This is a genomic window from Prescottella subtropica (assembly GCF_005434945.1).
Taxonomy (GTDB): Bacteria; Actinomycetota; Actinomycetes; order Mycobacteriales; family Mycobacteriaceae; genus Prescottella; species Prescottella subtropica.
The window spans coordinates 483,054-502,708 of record NZ_SKCH01000001.1; the positions used below are offsets into that span (position 1 = coordinate 483,054).

Annotated in this window: 18 protein-coding genes; 12 read left to right on the forward strand and 6 right to left on the reverse strand. The window is 69.2% G+C overall.

The window, feature by feature from the left end:
* Positions 1-5: 5 nt before the first annotated feature.
* Positions 6-665 (reverse strand): TetR/AcrR family transcriptional regulator, encoded by a 660-nt coding sequence (locus tag E0497_RS02080; protein WP_137723099.1) that lies wholly within the window; start codon positions 663-665, stop codon positions 6-8.
* Positions 666-767: 102 nt separating this feature from the next.
* On the opposite strand from E0497_RS02080, the gene E0497_RS02085 reads away from it, so the two are divergent.
* From E0497_RS02085 to E0497_RS02140, 12 genes are all read left to right on the forward strand, one after another.
* Positions 768-1,958: a lipid-transfer protein gene (locus E0497_RS02085; RefSeq protein ID WP_137723100.1), complete on the forward strand. Its 1,191-nt coding sequence runs from the start codon at positions 768-770 to the stop codon at positions 1,956-1,958.
* Positions 1,959-1,986: 28 nt separating this feature from the next.
* Positions 1,987-2,418: a type II toxin-antitoxin system Rv0910 family toxin gene (locus E0497_RS02090; protein ID WP_137723101.1), complete on the forward strand. Its 432-nt coding sequence runs from the start codon at positions 1,987-1,989 to the stop codon at positions 2,416-2,418.
* Positions 2,419-2,422: 4 nt separating this feature from the next.
* Positions 2,423-3,289: a MaoC/PaaZ C-terminal domain-containing protein gene (locus E0497_RS02095; RefSeq protein ID WP_137723102.1), complete on the forward strand. Its 867-nt coding sequence runs from the start codon at positions 2,423-2,425 to the stop codon at positions 3,287-3,289.
* 59 nt (positions 3,290-3,348) lie between these two features.
* A complete protein-coding gene (locus E0497_RS02100; RefSeq protein ID WP_137723103.1) occupies positions 3,349-4,218 on the forward strand; it encodes an SDR family oxidoreductase in 870 nt (289 codons plus the stop codon).
* Complete coding sequence (locus E0497_RS02105; protein ID WP_421958295.1) at positions 4,215-6,431, forward strand: acyl-CoA dehydrogenase family protein; 2,217 nt, start codon at positions 4,215-4,217, stop codon at positions 6,429-6,431. Before E0497_RS02100 ends, E0497_RS02105 begins: the two co-directional genes overlap by 4 nt.
* A gap of 352 nt (positions 6,432-6,783) precedes the next feature.
* On the forward strand, positions 6,784-7,863 hold the full coding sequence (locus E0497_RS02110; protein ID WP_421958296.1) for a magnesium and cobalt transport protein CorA: 1,080 nt from the start codon (positions 6,784-6,786) through the stop codon (positions 7,861-7,863).
* A gap of 26 nt (positions 7,864-7,889) precedes the next feature.
* On the forward strand, positions 7,890-8,951 hold the full coding sequence (locus E0497_RS02115) for a DNA polymerase domain-containing protein (RefSeq protein WP_170312834.1): 1,062 nt from the start codon (positions 7,890-7,892) through the stop codon (positions 8,949-8,951).
* 133 nt (positions 8,952-9,084) lie between these two features.
* On the forward strand, positions 9,085-10,299 hold the full coding sequence (locus E0497_RS02120; protein WP_241665672.1) for a serine hydrolase domain-containing protein: 1,215 nt from the start codon (positions 9,085-9,087) through the stop codon (positions 10,297-10,299).
* Between the two features lie 27 nt (positions 10,300-10,326).
* Entirely contained in the window at positions 10,327-10,530 is a 204-nt protein-coding gene (locus tag E0497_RS02125; RefSeq protein WP_137723107.1) for a dodecin, read from the forward strand.
* A 117-nt stretch (positions 10,531-10,647) separates the two neighbouring features.
* A complete protein-coding gene (locus E0497_RS02130) occupies positions 10,648-12,333 on the forward strand; it encodes an FAD-dependent oxidoreductase (RefSeq protein ID WP_170312835.1) in 1,686 nt (561 codons plus the stop codon).
* A gap of 98 nt (positions 12,334-12,431) precedes the next feature.
* Positions 12,432-13,400: a L,D-transpeptidase gene (locus E0497_RS02135; protein ID WP_137723108.1), complete on the forward strand. Its 969-nt coding sequence runs from the start codon at positions 12,432-12,434 to the stop codon at positions 13,398-13,400.
* A 63-nt stretch (positions 13,401-13,463) separates the two neighbouring features.
* On the forward strand, positions 13,464-13,790 hold the full coding sequence (locus E0497_RS02140) for a YnfA family protein (protein WP_137723109.1): 327 nt from the start codon (positions 13,464-13,466) through the stop codon (positions 13,788-13,790).
* A gap of 58 nt (positions 13,791-13,848) precedes the next feature.
* Here the strand turns inward: E0497_RS02140 and E0497_RS02145 are convergent, their stop codons facing one another.
* The 5 genes from E0497_RS02145 to E0497_RS02165 all read right to left on the reverse strand — a co-directional run bounded on the left by E0497_RS02145 (position 13,849) and on the right by E0497_RS02165 (position 19,598).
* Positions 13,849-15,807, reverse strand: a complete 1,959-nt coding sequence (locus E0497_RS02145; protein ID WP_137723110.1) for a M13 family metallopeptidase — start codon at positions 15,805-15,807, stop codon at positions 13,849-13,851.
* A gap of 111 nt (positions 15,808-15,918) precedes the next feature.
* Positions 15,919-16,782, reverse strand: a complete 864-nt coding sequence (locus tag E0497_RS02150; protein ID WP_137723111.1) for an intradiol ring-cleavage dioxygenase — start codon at positions 16,780-16,782, stop codon at positions 15,919-15,921.
* Between the two features lie 11 nt (positions 16,783-16,793).
* The gene (locus tag E0497_RS02155) at positions 16,794-17,714 is read right to left on the reverse strand and encodes a PaaI family thioesterase (protein WP_241665658.1); all 921 of its coding nucleotides are present in this window, start codon (positions 17,712-17,714) and stop codon (positions 16,794-16,796) included.
* 33 nt (positions 17,715-17,747) lie between these two features.
* A complete protein-coding gene (locus E0497_RS02160; protein ID WP_137723112.1) occupies positions 17,748-18,521 on the reverse strand; it encodes a pirin family protein in 774 nt (257 codons plus the stop codon).
* Positions 18,522-18,602: 81 nt separating this feature from the next.
* On the reverse strand, positions 18,603-19,598 hold the full coding sequence (locus tag E0497_RS02165) for a pirin family protein (protein ID WP_137723113.1): 996 nt from the start codon (positions 19,596-19,598) through the stop codon (positions 18,603-18,605).
* Positions 19,599-19,655: the final 57 nt, after the last annotated feature.

The window sequence follows — 19,655 nt, forward strand, 5'->3', positions numbered from 1 at the left end:
CCGGCTCACAACTCGGAGATCGGCGTGGACAGGGCCACGTCGACACCCATCTGCCGCAGATTGGCGTCGAGCACACTCCAGATGGACGTCTCGAGGAATCGGGCCAGGGTGGCGTCGCAGACCCGGTGGTCGGGCTGGCTCAGCCAGCGGTTGACGGTGGCGTCGACCAGGCCGACGAGGGCGAACGCCATCGGTTCGGCGAGATCCGACGCCGCCCCGCGCCGGTCCAGGATGCCGGCGAGCAGGGCGCCGAGTCGGATACCGATCGCGGTCTTGGTGCCGGTGACCGCGCGGGAACCGACGGTCTTACGGCCCGGCGCGCCCCGACCCAGGAACGTGTGCAGACGCGGGTGGTCGACGATCCAGCGCAGGTAGGTGTCGACGGCCGACGTGATGGTCTCCTGCACCGTGCCGTGCGGGGTGAGGACCGGGCCCAGGTCCGCCATCATCGACTCGATGATGCGCAGCCGGATCTGTTCGTCCAGGTCACCGCGGTCGGTGAAGATCCGGTACACCACCGACCGGGGTACCTGGGCGCGCTCCGCGATCTGCTGGACGCCGATGTCGGTGCCGCCGTCCTCGACCGCGGCGAGGGCCGCTTCGAGGATCCGGTCGCGGCGGCGGACCTTGTGGTCGTCCCACCGTGTCGCCCGCCCGTCCGTCATTTGCCGAACAGTAGTCGAGCGGTCATTGACTGGACAACATGTCTCACTTACTTTTGGTTGGACAGCGCGTCGCACACAACGTGATCCGGATCGGGAGTCGCTATGGGCAGCAGGGTGTTCGTCATCGGCGTGGGGATGACGAAGTTCGAGAAGCCGGGGGCCCGTGAGTGGGACTACCCCGACATGGCGCGGGAGGCCGGCACCAAGGCACTCGCCGACGCCGGGATCGAGTACCGGCAGGTGCAGGAGGCGTACGTCGGCTACGTGTACGGCGAGTCGACGTCCGGGCAGCGTGCGGTGTACGAACTGGGCCTGACGGGCATCCCGATCGTCAACGTCAACAACAACTGTTCGACGGGGTCCGCCGCGCTCTATTTTGCGGCGCAGTCGATTCGCGGTGGTCTCGCGGACTGCACGCTCGCCCTCGGATTCGAGAAGATGCAGACCGGTTCCCTCGGGACGACGTACGACGACCGCGAGCAGCCGATGATGCGGCACCTGCTCGCCCTGGCGGAACTGCAGGAGTTCGCGATGCCGCCCGCGCCGTACATGTTCGGGGCCGCCGGCAAGGAACACATGGAGCGCTACGGCACCACCGCCGAACAGTTCGCGCGGATCGGCGTCAAGAACCACCGGCACTCGGCGAACAATCCGTACGCCCAGTTCCAGGACCAGTACACGCTCGACGACATTCTCGCGTCCAAGCCGATCTACGGACCGCTCACCAAACTGCAGTGCTCGCCGACCTCGGACGGGTCCGGTGCGGTGGTGCTGGCGAGCGAGCGGTTCGTCGACGAGCACGGCCTGGCAGACCGGGCCGTCGAGATCGTCGGGCAGGCGATGGTCACCGACCTCGAATCCACGTTCGCCGACAAGAGTGCCATCAGCCTCGTCGGCGCCGACATGACCCGTACCGCGGCCCGAAAAGTGTACGAGCAGGCCGGGATCGGACCCGACGACCTCGACGTCATCGAACTGCACGACTGCTTCTCCACCAACGAGCTCATCACGTACGAGGCGCTCGGGCTGTGCGCGGAGGGCGAGGGCGGCAAGCTCGTCGACGCCGGCGAGACCACGTACGGCGGACGCTGGGTGGTCAACCCGTCCGGCGGCCTCATCTCCAAGGGGCACCCGCTCGGTGCCACCGGTCTCGCCCAGTGCAGCGAACTGACCTGGCAGCTGCGGGGCGCCGCCGATGCCCGTCAGGTCGACGGTGCGGCCGTCGCGTTGCAGCACAACATCGGCCTCGGCGGCGCCGTCGTCGTCACCGCCTACCGTCCCGCGAACCGCTGAACATCATTCATCCGTAAGGAGTTCCACCATGGCTTCCGTTTCCGTTTCCGCCTCCCTGCCCGCCTCGCCCGACAAGGTGTGGGACGCCCTCTCCGACTTGTCCCGGTGGGAGGAATGGCTCACCATCCATCAGGGCTGGAAGAGCGAACTGCCCACCGAGGTCCGGCTCGGTGCCACGTTCACCGAGGTCGTGTCCGTGATGGGGATGGCCAACAAGATCGAGTGGACCGTCACCGAGGTGGAGGCTCCCAAGTCGGTGACGATCTCCGGCACCGGGATGGCCGGGGTCACCGTGCAGTTCACGCTCCGCGTCGAACCGGAGGGCTCGGGCAGCAAGGCGTCGGTCGACGCGTCCTTCAAGGGCACCATGATCGTCGGGCCGATCGGGAAGGCCGTCGCGAAGAATGCGGCCGTCGACCTCGAGGCGTCGCTCGCCAAGTTCGCCGAACTGGTCGGGTAGCCGCATGACCACACCGACCGTGCAGTTCGACACCTCCGGTCTGGGGGTCTGGACCGAGGATCAGCGGTTCGACGTCACCGCCGAGCGGATCGCCGAATACGCCGCGGCCACCAATGATCCCATCACCGCACACCTGCGCGGCGAGGTGGCGCCGCCGGTGTTCGCGGTGGTGCCGGCGTTCACGTCGATGGCGCCGGCCGCGCTCGCGGTGGCGCCGGTGGAACTGCTCATGAAACTCGTCCACGGCGAGCAGGACTTCCACTTCCACCGCCCCGTCCGTCCCGGCGACAGCCTCGTCGTCCGGGCGAAACCGGTCGGGTTCACCGGTAGGGAGAACGGGTCCACCGTCGTCGTCTACGTCGAAACCCGCACCGACGGTGGTGAACTCGTCAACGAGCAGTGGATGACCGCGTTCTTCCGCAAGGTCGACGCCGGACCCGGGATCGGTGAACAGGCCCCCGGCCACCGGTTCGACGAGAATCTGCGGGCCACCGATCCGGTCGCCGTGGTGCGCCAGCACATCGACACCGACCAGACGTTCCGGTACTCGCCCGCGTCGGGGGATCCCATGCCGATCCACCTCGACGACGAGATCGCCCGCATGTCCGGGCTGCCCGGCATCATCAACCACGGGCTGTGCACGATGGCGTTCACGTCGTGGGCGGCGCTCACGGAACTCGCGGACGGCGACGTGAACCGACTGCGCCGGCTCGCGGTCCGATTCGCCGCACCCGTCCTGCCCGGGCAGGACGTCGAGACCGTGTTCCGGAGGTCCGGGACCGGATCCGGTGCCACCACCTACGCGTACGAGTCGACCGTGGGTGACGAGCTCGTCATCAAGGACGGCCTCGCCGTCATCGCCGATCGCTGACACTGCCGATCACTGAAACATTTCTTCGACGACAACGACTTTCGAGGAGAACAGACCTGATGGGAACTTTGGACGGACGCGTCGCGATCATCACCGGCGCCGGTCGCGGTATCGGCCGCGAGCATGCACTGCTGTTCGCGCGGGAGGGGGCCGCGGTCGTCGTCAACGACCTCGGTGGCGCCAACGACGGCACCGGGGCGGATGTCGGGCCGGCGCAGCAGGTGGTCGACGAGATCGTCGCCGCCGGTGGCCGGGCCGTCGCGAACACCGACAGTGTCGCCGACTGGGCGGGCGCCGAATCGCTCGTCGCGCAGGCGGTCCGCGAGTTCGGCCGGCTCGACATCCTCGTCAACAATGCCGGGATCCTGCGGGACTCGTTCATCGCCGGCATGGAGGAGAGCCAGTGGGACGCGGTGATCGCGGTCCACCTCAAGGGGCACGCTGCGACCCTGCACCACGCCGCCGCCTACTGGAAGGCACAGTCCAAGGCCGGGAACCCGGTGCAGGCCGCGGTGATCAACACCGCGTCGGCGTCGGGCACGTTCATGCCGAACGCCGGGCAGGCCAACTACGGGGCTGCGAAGGCCGGGATCGCGGCCATGACCCTGGTCGCCGCCGACGAACTGGAGCGCTACGGGGTCCGTGTCAACGCGATCGCCCCGATCGCCCGCACCCGACTCACCCTCGCCACCCCCGGCATGGGGGCGCTGTTCGCGGCCGAGGTGCCCGAGGGCGAGTTCGACGCGTTCGCTCCCGCGAACATCTCGCCGTTGGTCGCGCGGCTCGCGGCGGCCGACTGCAAGCTCACCGGCAAGGTGTACGCAGTCCAGGGCGGCGCGATCACCGAACTCGTCAACTGGCACGGCAGTGACACCGTCGAATCCGACGGACCCTGGACCGTCGACGACCTCGCCGACCGGCTCGGATGAAAGGTGTACTCGTGGAACGACATGCGTACGACCTCGGTATCGGGCTGAGTGACGAGCACGCCGCGCTCGCCGACGCGGTCCGCGGCTTCACCGAACGGTCGATCACCCGGGAACAGGTGCGGGCCGAACTCGACTCGCCCGCCGGCGACGGACGTCCCGCGTTCTGGTCTGCGCTGGCGCGACAGGATCTCCTGCGGCTGGCGGTGCCGGAGGAGCGCGGCGGGCACGGCGCCGGCCTGCTCGGTCTCGCGGTCGCACTCGAGGCGCTCGGGCGGACCGCGGCACCGGGACCGTTCGTGCCGACCGCGGCCGTCGTCGCTGTTCTCGCCGCCGCCGACGCGAAGGCCGGTATCGACGTCCTGCCCGGACTGCTCGACGGCACCCGCACCGCCGCAATCGCACTCGACGATCCGCTGCAGGCCACCGTGGACGGCGGTGGCTACCGGCTGGCCGGTGTGGTGGATGCGGTGGTCGCCGGCGGGCACGCGGATGTGCTGCTGCTGCCGGCCCGGATCGGGGACACGGTGCGGTGGGTCGTCGTCGACCGCGGCGACGTCACCGCCGAGACGCAGGACGGTCTCGACCTGCTGCGCCCGGCGGGACGGATCCGGGTCGACGACCTGGTCGTCGACGCCGGCCGGGTGCTCGACGGCCTCGACGCCCACCGGGTGCGGTCCATCGCGGCTGTCGTGTTCGCGGCCGAGGCGGTCGGCGTCGTGTCGTGGTGCGTGTCCACTGCCGCCGAGTACGCGAAGACGCGGGTGCAGTTCGGGCGCCCGATCGGACAGTTCCAGGCCGTCAAGCACACGTGCGCGCGGATGGGCATCGACCTCGAGAAGACGCGGGCGGTGGTGTGGGATGCGGCGTCCGCTCTCGACAAGGGCCACGCGACCGCCGACGTCGCGGCGGATGTGGCGGCGGCCCTGGTCCCGGACGCCGCCGTGCGGGTGGCGCAGGACTGCATCCAGGTGCACGGTGGCATCGGGTTCACATGGGAGCACGACGCACACCTGTACTACCGGCGTGCGCTCGCGATCCGCGGGCTGCTCGGCACCCGGGAGGACCGGATCGAGAGGGTCGCGGGTTCCGCGCTCGCCGGCGTCGTCCGCCGTTCCGAACTCGAACTGCCACCCGAGGCGGCCGACCTGCGGGCCACCGTCCGGGAGGAGTTGGCGCCGATCGCCGCGATCGACGACGAGGACGACCAGCTGATCGCCCTCGGTGACGGCGGCTGGGTACAACCGCATCTGCCGCGGCCGTACGGGCGCGGTGCCGGACCGCTCGAGCAGATCGTCGTCGCACAGGAGATCACGGCCGCGGGCATCGCGATGCCGCAGCTGCTGATGGGCGGCTGGGCCGTCCAGGCTGTCGTCGCGCACGGCACCGAGAAACAGAAGCAGGATCTCGCGGTGCCGACGCTGCGCGGTGACCTCGTGTGGTGTCAGCTGTTCTCCGAACCCGGCGCCGGCTCCGATCTCGCGTCGCTCACCACGAAAGCGGAGAAGGTCGACGGCGGCTGGACGGTCACCGGCCAGAAGATCTGGACCACCGTCGCCCAGTTCGCGGACTGGGCCATGCTCATCGCCCGCACCGACCCGTCCGCCCCCAAACACGACGGCATCACCTACTTCGTGCTCGACATGTCCAGCCCCGGCATCACGGTGCGCCCCCTGCGGGAGATGACCGGATCGGCCCTGTTCAACGAGGTGTTCCTCGACGGCGTGTTCATCCCCGACGCGAACGTCGTCGGTGCGGTGCACGACGGCTGGCACGTGGCCCGCACCACCCTCGCCGGGGAGCGGGTGGCGCTGAGCCAGAAACTCGAGGCGTACGCCACCGACGACGACCTGTACGCGTTCGCCCGCGACCGGAACCTCGGACCGGTCGCCCGGCACCGGTTCGGCGAACTCGTCGTCGAGGCGCAGGCCGTCGACCTCATCGGCGCCCGACTGGTGCTGAAGCAGCTGTCGGGAGCGGACGTGAGCACCACCGCATCCGTCGGCAAACTCCTGGGAATGAGTCTGGGACAGTCGATCTCGGAGTACGTCGTCGCGGAACTCGGGGCGGCCGGCGTCGTCGCGATCCCCGGGCAGCCCAGCGACAAGGCGATGGAACAGCTCATCGCCGGACGTGCCACCACCATCTACGGCGGCACCACCGAGGTGCAACTCAACGTGATCGCCGAACGGATGCTCGGGCTGCCCCGGGACTGACGCTCGACCGCCCCTCGACGGCACCCTGTCCGATTGTCGCGTTTGCGGCCGTCGGAGTAGGGTGTCGTCGTTCGCGTCGAACGTATGCCCGCGTCGTCTGCGGGAGTCGAGGAAGAGGAGGTGGGGCTAGATATGAGTAGCCAACCTCCGAGTACCAGCTGAAATTCAGGTAATTCACGCCACCTTGTGACGGTGGCGTTTCGACTGGTGTCCGCAGCCGTGTGGCGTGTGTGCCGGGCCGCGGACCTTCCCGAAAGCAGTACTCGTCATGCTCGAGAAGCGTCCGATCCGTTCGATCCTGCCGCGACGTTCCGCCGGTACCGCCGACGACACCGTGTCGCCGGAGCATTCGATGGCCCCGCGGCAGCCGGGCCCGGTGCCGCCGTCTCGTGTCTCCGGGCCGGTCGCGGTCGAACCGAGCGTCGTCAACAGCGCCGTCTACCGAGACGGCCGGCGCATCGCGTCGCCGGCGACGCTGGCGGAGGCGCTCGAGAGCCTGCCCGACGCGTCGTCCATGGCATGGATCGGGTTGTACCGCCCCGACGACGCCCAATTGAACGCTGCAGCAAAGCAGTTCGACCTGCACGAGTTGGCCGTCGAGGACGCGATCGTCGCGCATCAGCGCCCCAAGCTCGAACGCTACGGCGACACCCTGTTCGTGGTGCTGCGGGCCGCCCGCTACCTCGACGAGTCCGAGTCCGTCGACTTCGGGGAACTGCACATCTTCTGCGGACCGACGTTCGTGCTCACCGTCCGGCACAGCGAATCACCGGACCTGTCGAACGTTCGACATCGCATGGAGAACGACCCGGATCTGCTCGGACTCGGCCCCGAGGCGGTGCTGTACGCGATCCTCGACGCCGTCGTCGACGGCTACGCGCCCGTCGTCGCCGGCCTGCAGAACGACATCGACGAGATCGAGACCGAGGTGTTCAGCGGCGACCCGATGGTGTCGCGGCGCATCTACGAACTGTCCCGCGAGGTCATCGAGTTCCAGCGGGCCACCAAACCGCTGCTCGGGATGCTGCGGGCGCTGTCGGCGGGCTTCGACAAGTACCAGACCGACGAGGAACTGCAGAAGTACCTGCGTGACGTCACCGACCACGCCACCACCGTCGTCGAACGCGTCGACGGCTTCCGGGCCCTGCTCGCCAACATCCTCACCGTCAACGCCACCCTCGTATCGCAGGCGCAGAACGAGGAGATGCGCAACATGACCGAGGCCAGCTACGCGCAGAACGAGGAGATCAAGAAGATCTCGTCGTGGGCCGCAATCCTGTTCGCACCCACCCTCATCGGCACCGTGTACGGCATGAACTTCGACAACATGCCCGAACTGCACTGGGGTGGCGGCTACCCGTTCGCGCTGATGCTGATGTTCCTCACCTGCTTCAGCCTGTACCGGATCTTCAAGAGGCGGGGCTGGTTGTAGCACCCGGCGGCGTCCGTGGTGCCAGTATGGATCTCGTGGCCGGTGCCGAACATTCGCCTGCGGAGGACCTCGACGTCGACGGGGTTCCGGTGCGACTGTCCAATCCCGACAAGGTCTACTACCCGAGGCTCGGGCCGGAGGGCGGCACCAAGCGGCACCTCGTCGAGTACTACCGTCGGGTCGCGACCGGTGGGCAGCTGCTGCGTGCGCTGCGAGACCGGCCCACCCATCTGCAGCGGTACCCGGACGGTGTCGAGGGCGAGGAGATCTACCAGAAGCGGGTACCGGCGAAACGGCCCGGGCATGTCGCGTCCTGTGCGGTCACGTTCCCGTCCGGCCGCACCGCCGACGCGTTGCGGGTGCGGACCGCCGCCGACATCGTGTGGGCCGCGAACCTGGGGACGATCGCGTTCCATCCGTGGGAGGTGCGCTGCTCGGACGTCGAACATCCCGACGAGTTGCGTCTCGACTTCGATCCGCAGCCCGGCACCGACTTCGACGACGCCCGCCGTGTCGCGCTCGACGTGACGGCGCCGCTGCTCGACGAACTCGGACTGATCGGGTTCCCCAAGACGTCCGGGGGACGCGGTCTGCACGTCTACATCCGGATCGAGCCGCGGTGGGACTTCACCGCGGTGCGCCGCGCCGGGATCGCGCTGTGCCGGGAGATCGCGCGACGCAGCGGTGACCGGGCGACGACCGCGTGGTGGAAGGAGCAACGTGGCCGGCGCATCTTCCTCGACTTCAACCAGAACGCCCGCGACCGGACGATCGCGTCCGCCTATTCGGCGCGCAACACCCCGATCGGGACGGTGTCGACGCCCGTGACGTGGGCGGAACTGGCCGCCGTCGAACCCGACGACTTCACGATCGCGACGGTGCCCGCGCTGCTCGCCGGACGCCCCGACCCGATGGCGCACCTCGACGACGTTGCGCACTCGCTCGACGTCCTGCTCGAGATGGCGGACCGGGACGCGGCCGCCGGGCTGGGCGATCTGCCGTATCCGCCGAACCATCCGAAGATGCCGGGTGAACCCAAGCGGGTGCAGCCGAGCCGGGACCGGGACCGGGACACACCGTCGTCGTAAGTCGCATCCGTCCGTTTCGCCCCGCCGCCGGCTCTTCCGCCCGTAGGCTGCGCCAATCACAATGGTGTGAGGTGCCGAATCGGAGGTCGCGATGACGATCCAGGTCGACCGCGGAGAACGCGAACAGACGTCGATGTCCCCGGACCCGTCCCCGGAGTCGCAACCGGAGTCGCAACCGGTGACCCGTCCCCGCACCGAGATGCTCGTCGATCCCCGGTTCCTGCCGCTCGCCGACAAGTTCTTCTCGCTGTACCGGCAACCGAACCAGGGCGGCGGCGCGCTCGTCGCCTACGTGCACGGCGAGAAGGTCCTCGACATCTGGGCCGGCTACGCGGACCGCGACCGGCGCTGGAACCACGACACGATCGCGCTGTCGTTCTCCACCGGCAAGGGCGTCGCCAGCACCATCGTCCACCGGCTCGCCGAACGCGGCATCGTCGACTACGACGCCCCCGTCTCCGCCTACTGGCCCGAGTTCGCGGCTGCCGGCAAGGAGGCGATCACGCTCCGCGACGTCCTCACCCACCGCAGCGGCCTGCACAAGGTGCGCGGACTGGTGCCGGGACGGACCGGCCTGCTCGACTACGACGCCGTGATCGACGCGCTGGCCGCCGCCGCCCCGGACCGGCGCCGGCTACGCGGACCCGGCTACCACGCGGTCACGTTCGGGTGGCTCGTCGCCGAGACGGTGTCCCGGGCGACCGGGAAACCGTTCACCGACATCGTCCGCGAGGAGATCGCCGAACCGCTCGGCGCCGACGAGTTCTGGTACCGGGTGCCCGAGCCGCACAAGCCGCGGATCGCGAAACTGTTCCCGCACATCAACCCCGGCGGACTCGACTGGCGGCTGACGTCGTCGGTGCTCGCGCACGCGGGCCCGCTGCGGGGGCTGGCGGAGGCCGCGATGCCCGACGGGTTCGACGAGCTGGTCCGCAACCCGGCCGTCCACGACGCGGTCATGCCCGGCTGGAACGGCGTGTTCAGTGCCCGGTCGCTGGCCCGCATGTACGCGGCGATCGCGAACGGCGGCATCCTCGACGGCACCCGGTTCCTGCAGCCCGGGACCCTCGAGCAGTTGGGGGCGGTGCAGACCCGGGACCGCGACTACGTGCTCGGCATCAAACTCGGTTGGCGGCTCGGCTACCACCCGCCGCTGCTGGCGAGCCGCACCCAGCCCACCCGCGGTGTCGGGCACTACGGTGTCGGCGGTTCCGGCGCGTACGCCGACCCGGAGACCGGACTGGCGCTCGCGTTCGTCACCAACCGGCTCGGCAACGCCGTCACCGCGCTCGGTGACCTGCGGCTGGCGCGGCTCGGGGCGGAGGCGCAGGCGATCGTACGCACGTAACGGTGCGACAGTGAGGGAGGTCGGAAGATGAGCAACGTCTACCGGGTGATCAAGGTGGTCGGGTCGTCGACGGACGGTGTCGACGCGGCGATCGCCAACGCCATCAGCCGTGCGAGCGACACGATGCGCAACCTCGACTGGTTCGAGGTCGTCGAGACCCGCGGCCACATCGAGAACGGCGCCGTCGCCCACACCCAGGTGACCCTCGAGGTCGGATTCCGGCTGGACTAGGGCACAAGGTCCCGCCTCGGCGGTCGTGGTGTGCGGAACCTCGACCCGAATTGAAACACGTTATAGTCTGTTCGAGAACGACAGTCTCGGTGGGGTACTCACAGGTAGGGAAGAACTGTGGCTTATGTGATTACGCAGGCGTGCTGCAACGACGCCTCGTGCGTGGACGTGTGTCCCGTCAACTGCATTCATCCGACACCGGACGAGCCGGAGTTCGCCACCACGGAGATGCTCTACATCGACCCGCAGACGTGCATCGACTGCGGTGCGTGTGTCGACGAGTGCCCGGTGGACGCCATCTTCGGCGACAACGAACTGAGCGAGGCGCACGCCGTCTACGCCGACATCAACGCCGCCTACTTCGAGAAGCACCCGATCGGCGACGACTGGCCCGAACTGCCCGAGCCGCGGCACCTGCCCGCCGACCTCGGCACGCTGCGCGTCGCGATCGTCGGCTCCGGCCCGTCCGCGTGCTACGCCGCCCTCGAGCTGACGTCGCACCCGCGCGTCGAGGTCGACATGTTCGACCGTCTGCCCACCCCGTACGGCCTGGTCCGTGCCGGCGTCGCCCCCGACCACGGCGGCACCAAGGCGGTCACCGACGTCTTCCGGTCGGCGCTGAGCAAGCGGTCCGTGCAGTGCCACTTCAACGTCGAGGTCGGCAAGCACGTCGACCACGACGAACTGCTCGAGCACCACCATGCCGTGATCTACGCCGTCGGCGCCGCGAGCGACCGCCGTCTCGGTGTCCCCGGCGAGGACCTGCCCGGCAGCCATGCCGCCACCGAGTTCGTCGCCTGGTACAACGGGCACCCCGACTACGCCGACCGCAGCTTCGACCTGTCCGGGGAGCGGGCCGTCATCATCGGCAACGGCAACGTCGCCCTCGACGTGGCCCGCGCCCTCGTCCTCGATCCCGACGAGCTCGCCAAGACCGACATGGCCGAGCATGCCGTCGAAGCGTTGCGCCGCAGCAACATCCGCGAGGTCGTCCTCGTCGGACGCCGCGGCCCCGCGCAGGCCGCGTACACCAACCCCGAACTCATCGCGCTCGGTCAGCTCGCCGACGTCGACATCGTCGTCGACCCCGACGAGGTCGTCCTCGACTCCGTGAGCCGCGCCTGGATCGACGGGTCCGACTCCGAGGCGTCCGAGAAGCTCAAGGTCCGCCAGGTCGAGGAATTCGCCAAGCGCACCGCCACCGACGGCCGCAAGCGGATCGTGCTGCGCTACCTGGCGTCGCCCGAGGAGATCGTCGGCACCGACCGTGTCGAAGGCGTCCGTCTGGTCCGCAACGAACTCGTCGCCGACGAGTCCGGGAAGCTGAACGCCCACGCCACCGACCGCACCGACACCGTCGAGACCGGCCTGGTACTGCGCTCCATCGGCTACAAGGGCCTGCCCGTCGCCGGTCTGCCGTTCGACGACCGACGCGGCGTCGTCCCCAACGAGAACGGCCGCGTCCTCGACCCCGAGACCGGTACCCCGGTGTCCGGCGTCTACGTCGCCGGCTGGATCAAACGCGGCCCCAGCGGCGTCATCGGCACCAACAAGCACTGCTCGGCCGCGACGGTCGACCTGCTGCTGTCCGACTTCGTGAACGGCATGCTCGCGCAGCCCACCGGCGACCGGGAGAAGCTGACGGCACTGGTCGGGGAGCGGCAGCCCGACACCATCGACTTCCAGGGCTGGCAGCGCATCGACAAGCACGAGCGTGCACTCGGCACCGAGAACGGACGCTCCCGCACCAAGCTCGTCGACCTCCGATCGATGCTCGACGCCGCCCGCGCCGACGAGAGCTGACCCCTTCCCCGCACACGGTTGTGCAACGAGCGCCCGGTATGACTCAATGGTTGTACCGGGCGCTCGTTCGTGCCCGGTCGCCGAGCGAAGGGGTCGTCATGACCGGGACATCACGTCGGAGATTTCGCAGTGTCGCCGCCGTCGTGGTGAGCGCCGCGGCCGCAGGCGCGATGCTGTCCGCGCCGGCGCAGGCCGCGCCACTGTTCCCGGGCGGCCCGGAAATCCAGTTGCCGCAACTTCCGGCACTGCCCGGCGTACCCACACCGCTGCTGCAACTGCCCGAGGGTTTCGAACTGCCGCCGCAGGTACAGGCGCTGCTGCCGGTCGGATCGGTCGCCCCGGCCACACCGCCGCTCGGCCCCGCGAACTTCTCGGCACCGTCGATCGACCCGGCCCCCGGCGAGGTCGTCGGGGTCGCGCAACCGATCATCATCCGGTTCGCCGAAGCGATCGGGGACCGCGCCGTCGCCGAACGCGCCATCCGCGTCACCGCCGGCACCGTTGTCGAGGGCTCCTTCTACTGGATCAACGACCGTCAGGTCCGGTGGAAGCCGAACCAGTTCTGGCCCGCGAACATCCCGGTCACCGTCGACGCCGGCGACTCGCACTCCACATTCTCGATCGGCGACGCACTCGTCACCGTCGCCGACGACATCACCAAACAGATCACCGTCACCCGCAACGGTGAGGTCGTCAAGACCATGCCGACATCGTTCGGCAAACCCGGCCACGAAACCCCCAACGGCACCTACATCGTGGGCGAGCAGTTCCGCGACATGTACATGGACTCGTCCACCTACGGCGTCCCCATCGACAGCCCCGAGGGCTACCGCACCTACGTCGAATACGCCACCCGCATCTCCTACAGCGGCATCTTCGTCCACGCCGCCCCCTGGTCCGTGAACGACCAGGGCCACCGCAACGTCAGCCACGGCTGCCTCAACGTCAGCACCGACGACGGCCGCTGGTTCTACGAGAACGCCCGCAAGGGCGACCCGGTGATCGTCCAGAACACCGCCACCGGAACCCTCAGCGGCGCCGACGGCCTGGGCGACTGGAACCGCTGACCGCTGTGCGCCTTTTTGGTAGCTGCAACTACCGAAAAGGCGCACAGTTGCAATAGTGATGCCATGACCGTCACCCGTTCGATCCTGCTGTTCGCCCTGGCCGCACTGTTCGAGATCGGTGGCGCCTGGCTCGTGTGGCAGGGCGTCCGTGAGCAGCGAGGCTGGCTGTGGATCGGCGCCGGCATGATCGCCCTCGGCGTCTACGGCCTCGTCGCCACCCTGCAACCCGACGCCGACTTCGGACGCATCCTCGCTGCATACGGTGGTGTGTTCGTGGCCGGTTCACTGCTGTGGGCCGTCGTCGTCGACGGATTCCGACCCGACCGTTACGACATCACCGGCGCCCTGATCTGCCTCGTCGGCGTCGCCGTCATCATGTACGCCCGGTAACCGCTGTGCGCCTTTTTGGTAGTAGCAGCTACCAAAAAGGCGCACAGGTGCGGAGCGCCTACCAGATCTTGACGCGCTTGTCCGGCTCCAGGTAGAGGGCGTCACCGGGTGTGACGTCGAATGCTTCGTGGAAGCTGTCGAGGTTGCGGACGACGCCGTTGCAGCGGAACTCGGGCGGCGAATGCGGGTCGACGGCGAGGCGTCGTAGGGCTTCTTCGTTGCGTGCCTTGGTGCGCCACACCTGCGCCCAGCCGAAGAACACTCGCTGTAGCCCGGTCAGTTCGTCGAGTGTGGGGGCGTCGGCGCCGTCGAGTGCGATCCGGTACGCCGCGAGGGCAATCGACAGGCCGCCGAGATCGCCGATGTTCTCGCCGATCGTGAACTCGCCGTTGACGGTGTGGCCGGGCAGATCCTGGGGCTCGAACTCGTTGTACTGCTCGATCAATGCGGTGGTGCGCTTGCCGAATTCGGTGCGGTCGTCGTCGGTCCACCAGTCGACCATGTTGCCGTCGCCGTCGTACTTGGCGCCCTGATCGTCGAAGCCGTGCCCGATCTCGTGGCCGATCACCGCGCCGATACCGCCGTAGTTGGCGGCGTCGTCGGCGTCGGCGTCGAAGAACGGCGGCTGCAGAATCGCTGCGGGGAACACGATTTCGTTCATTCCCGGGTTGTAGTAGGCGTTGACGGTCTGCGGCGTCATGAACCATTCGTCGCGGTCGACGGGGCCGCCGAGCTTCGCGATGTCGCGGTCGTGGTCGGCGGCGTACCCGCTGCGGTAGTTGCCCACCAGATCCGACGCGTCGACCTCGACGGCCGAGTAGTCCCGCCACACGTCCGGGTAGCCGATCTTCGGGGTGAACTTCTCGAGCTTCGCGAGCGCCGCCTGCCGGGTCGCCGGGCTCATCCACTCGAGGTCGGAGATGTTGCGGCGGTACGCCTCCTGCAGGTTCGCGACCAACTCCTGCATGCGTGCCTTCGACTCCGGCGGGAAATGTCGCTCGACGTACAGCTTGCCGACGGCCTCACCGAGCAGATCCTGCACCAGCGAGACACCGCGCTTCCAGCGCTCCCGGTTCTCCTGCGTCCCGGACAGGGTGGTGCCGTAGAACGCGAAATCCTCCGCGACGAGGGCCTCCGTCAGGTACGGGGCCCGCGAGTGCAGGATCCGCCACGTGGCCCACGCCTTCCAATCCTCGAGCGGCCGCGACGTCCACAGCTCGGTGAACGTCGCGACGAAACTCGGCTGCCGCACCACGATCTCGGCGAGCTGCTCCGCGGTGACCTGCAAGCCGGACATCCATGCGGCCCAGTCGAATCCGCCGTGCTCACCGGTCAGATCGCCGAGAGTGACCAGGTTGTAGCTCAGCTCCGCGTCCCGGCGCTTGACGACGTCCCAGTGCCCGGCCGCGATCGCCGTCTCGAGGTCGAACACGCGCTGCGCGTCGTACCCGATACCGGCGAGCGCGAACATCTTCCCGATGTGCGCGACGTACGCGTCCCGGATCTCGGCGTGGCCCTCCTCGCGGTAGTAGGACTCGTCGGGCAGGCCGATCCCGGACTGCGTGACGTGCACCAGGTACCGCGACGAATCCTTGGCGTCGGTGTCGACGTACTGCCCGATCGCGCCGCCGACACCGGTGCGCTGCAGGCGTCCGACGATCCCGGCCAGCTCCGACAGGTCCGCCGCGTCCGCGACCGCCGCGAGTTCCTCGGCGATCGGGGACAGCCCGGCCGCTTCGACCGCGTCCGCGGCCATGAAACTCGAGTACAGGTCACCGATCTTCTGCGCGTCGGAGCCGTGCGCAGCCTCGGACGCCGACGCCTCCTGGATCAGCGTCTTCACGTCCTCCTCGGCCCGGTCGTACAGGGTGCGGAAGGCGCCGTCCACCGCGCGGTCGGCGGGGATCTCGTAGTCGTCCAGCCACGTGCCGTTGACGTGCACGAACAGGTCGTCCTGCGGGCGGGTACCCGCGTCGATGTGGGTGAGGTCGATACCGGAGCGAGTCATGCGCTCCATCTTGGCATCGAGTGTGCCGTCACGGGTCCCTCCGCCCGTGGCCGAATGTCACACACGTTCAGTTCGACTGGACCGATGTGACATTCGGCCACGGAAAAGGGGAGGGAACGGTCACACCCGGTTCAGGCCCAGATTGACTGCGGCCAGGACACGGTCGGGCTGCCGGGACACCGCGAGCAGGGCGGACTCGTCGAAGATGAGGTCGGTGTCGTTGCGGGTGTTGCGGCCGGGATGGTCGGTGTAGGGCGCGGTGGTGGCGAAGATGTCGTCGCTGAGGCTGTCGTCGACGTACAGCTGGCTGGTGAGGACGGTGCGGCGGTCGATGTGCACCTTGACGTGGACGTGGACGGTGCGGCCGGTGTACCAGCCGGGGAAGATCGTGGTGAACTGGGCGATGCCGTTGCCGTCGGTGACCTGTGCGCCCCGCAGGTAGGTGCCGTCGTCGGTGGTGGGGAGCTGGCCGTCGTCGAGGCTGTAGGAGCCGTCGGACATCGTGACGATCGACGACGCCCCACCCCCGGCTGCCGAACCGGTGTTCGCGGCAACGGAACCGGCCTCGTAGCCGGAGTAGACGCCCCCGGCGTCGCAGTGCCAGATCTCGACGACGGCGCCCGCGACCGGGGGTGCGCTGCCGTCGGGGCCGCAGGCGGTGACGTCCTGCACCCGCAGTGCCAGATCCAGGCGCAGGCCGGGACGGTCCTCGCGGATGTCGCGGCGGATCGAGTCGACGTCGAACCAGTACGGGCCCTGCGTCTGCTCGGGTGCGAGGACGCAGCGCGGGGCGTCGTCGAGCAATGCCGGCAGGGGCGGTTCGATGTCGCTGGGGACGACGGTGGTGGGCACCGCGGGCCCCGACGGCGGGGACGACGCTGCCCCGCAGGCGGCGAGCAGCCCGGTCAGGCTGACGGTGCCGCCGAGGGCGAGGGCCCGGCGCCGGCTGATCCGCAGCCGGCTCGCTTCCACATCCCGGTTCATGTGCGGTCTCCTCAGGACAGCCGGGCGCTGGCCGCGGCGCGCACCAGGGTCTGCCCGGACGCGTCGACCAGGTGCGACTCGATCAGGGCGATGCGACGTCCGGCCCGCACCACCTCGGCGACGGCCCGGATGTCGGGGCCGTCGACGGCGGGGGAGCGGACGAAGTCGATGCGCAGATCCAGGATCCGGTACTGCTGCCCGGTCGCCGTGAGGGTTTGCGCCGCAAGCCCGTTCATCAGGTCGGCGGCGGTGACGAGCACACCACCCTGGATGGAGCCGAGCGGGTTGCTCATCCAGTCCTGCGGCGCGAAAGAGGCCGCGACGGAACCACGTTCGACGTCGGTGACCTGCAGGTCGAGGAGCCCGGCGAGCGGACCGCGGGCGATCTGCCCGGACGCGAGCGCGTCGACCACGTCCAGGCCGATGCGGCCGGCGAGGTCGTCGACGCCCGCACACGGCTCCGGGTCGGGAATCGGCAGGCGCTCACCGCTGAGGACGGTGTCGGCGCTGGCCCGCGGGCGGGTGACGACGATGCCGCGGGACTGCAGGACCGCGAGCGGGGTGCCGGCACCGTCGCGCATCGTGCCGGACGCGAGGCCCATCCCGGCGTCCAGGTCGAGGTGGGTGGCGTCCCCGGTGGCGACGACGACACCGGTGGCCGGCATCGGTGCGGCGAGCGTCGCGGAGAGCTGCGACAGCACCATCCCGGTGCCCTCGGGAACCGAGCTGCCCAGCGACCCACCGGGACACGCGTCGGCGAGGACACCGACGGAACCGAGGATCGTCTGCCCGCGATGGTCGTGGAAGCGGGCCCCGACGTCCTGCGCCAACTCGAGATGGCCGGGACGGATCGCGCGGGCCCGCACCCCCATCAGCAGGTTCAGCCGGTCACGCAGCTCGGGCGGGGCGGAATCGAGATCGGTCGACGTCACCGGTCCTGTGTACCACCCGAGCGTGCGACGACGTCACCCGCCGAGTCGCGCGTGCATCTCCCAGACGAGGATCTCGGCGCCGATCCCGGTGGTGATCGTCTGCCCGCCGGACGCCGTCAACCGGACGGAGTCGCCCTCGTACAGGGCCCCGACCCCGTCCATGGCGGCACTTCCCTGCGCGACGAACACGTGCACGAACGGCGCTTCGGGGAGGTTCAGCGGCTTACCGGGCTGCAGTCGGGCCGCGTGCAGTGTCGCGTACTTGTTCTTGATGCGGATCGCGGCGTGGTCGCGGTAGCGGGGCATGCCCGACGCGACCGGGACCAGGCCGCCGCCCAGGAGTTCCGCGTCGATCTCGAGCTGCTCGTAGCCGGGAGTGATGCCGGGCTCGTCGGGCACCACCCACATCTGCACGAAGTGCACCGGGTCCTCGTGCTCGTCGTGCCCGCTGCCGGGCAGCGTCCACGCATCGTTCTTCTCGGAGTGCAGGATCCCGGTGCCCGCGCTCATCCGCTGCGCGAGACCCGGATAGATGACACCCGCATGCCCGATCGAATCCTGGTGTACCAGCGACCCGCGCAGCACCCAGGTCACGATCTCCATGTCCTTGTGCGGGTGCGTGTCGAAACCCTGCCCCGGCGAGACGATGTCGTCGTTGTTGACCATCAGCAGCCCGTGATGGGTGTTGTCCGGGTCGTAGTGGTGACCGAACGAGAACGAATGCTTCGAGTCCAGCCACGGGATCCGGGTGGTGAGCCGGTCGCCGGCGCGACGGACGTCGATGTGCGGGGTGGTCAGGGTGGGCATGCGGTCCTCCTCGGAGACGGGCACGGGCGGGGCGGTGACGGCCGTCGACTCACAGCGTACGAACCGCCGTCACCGCGGCGTTCAGGAGAGGGTTTCGTGGGCGGCGGGAATCGACCCGAGACGTCCGGCCTGGAAGTCCTCGAACGCCTGGAGGACCTCGGCACGGGTGTTCATCACGAACGGTCCGGCCATCGCGACGGGCTCCCGGATGGGGCGTCCGCCGAGGATGAACACCTCGAGGGAGTCGGTCCGCGAATCCTGCGTGTCCGCTGCCGCGATCGTGATCTGATCACCCGGCGCAAATCCCCCGTCGCTTCGCTCGCCCCGGCCGAAGACGGCGGTCTGTCCGCTCCCGACCGGACGCCGTTCGGCGCCGACGAACCCGTCCCCGGCGAGGACGTACACGAGGGCGTTGAAGTCCCGGTTCCACGGCAGGGTGACGCTCGCTCCAGGTGCAATTGTGGTGTGCGACAAGGTGATCGGAGTGTACGTCGAGCCGGGGCCGTGGTGGCCGTCGATCTCGCCGGCGATGACGCGGACCAGGGCGCCGCCGTCGGGGCTCGACACCAGCGCCACCTTGCTGCCGGTGATGTCCTGGTAGCGCGGTGCCGCCATCTTGTCGTCCCGGGGCAGGTTGACCCACAGTTGGATGCCGTGGAACAGGCCGCCGCTCACCACGAGATGCTCGGGTGGGGTCTCGATGTGCAGGATGCCGCCGCCGGCGGTCATCCACTGGGTGTCGCCGCCGCCGATGGTGCCGCCGCCCCCGCCCGAGTCCTGGTGTTCCATGATCCCGTCGATCATGTAGGTGACGGTCTCGAAGCCGCGGTGCGGATGCCACGGGGTGCCCTTGGGTTCGCCGGGCGCGTAGTTCACCTCGCCCATCTGGTCCATGTGGAGGAACGGGTCGAGGTGGGTCAGGTCGATGCCGGCGAACGCGCGGCGCACCGGGAAGCCTTCGCCCTCGTAGCCGACGGGGGCGGTGACGACGCCGAGGACCGGGCGGTCGACGGCGGCCGGGTCGGCGGTCGCGAGGCGGGGCAGTTCGAGGATGTCGTCGACGGTCACGGCAGGCATGGCGTCCTCCTTATGGTTCAAGATTCAACTAGTTCATCGTACTCAACGCACCGGGCG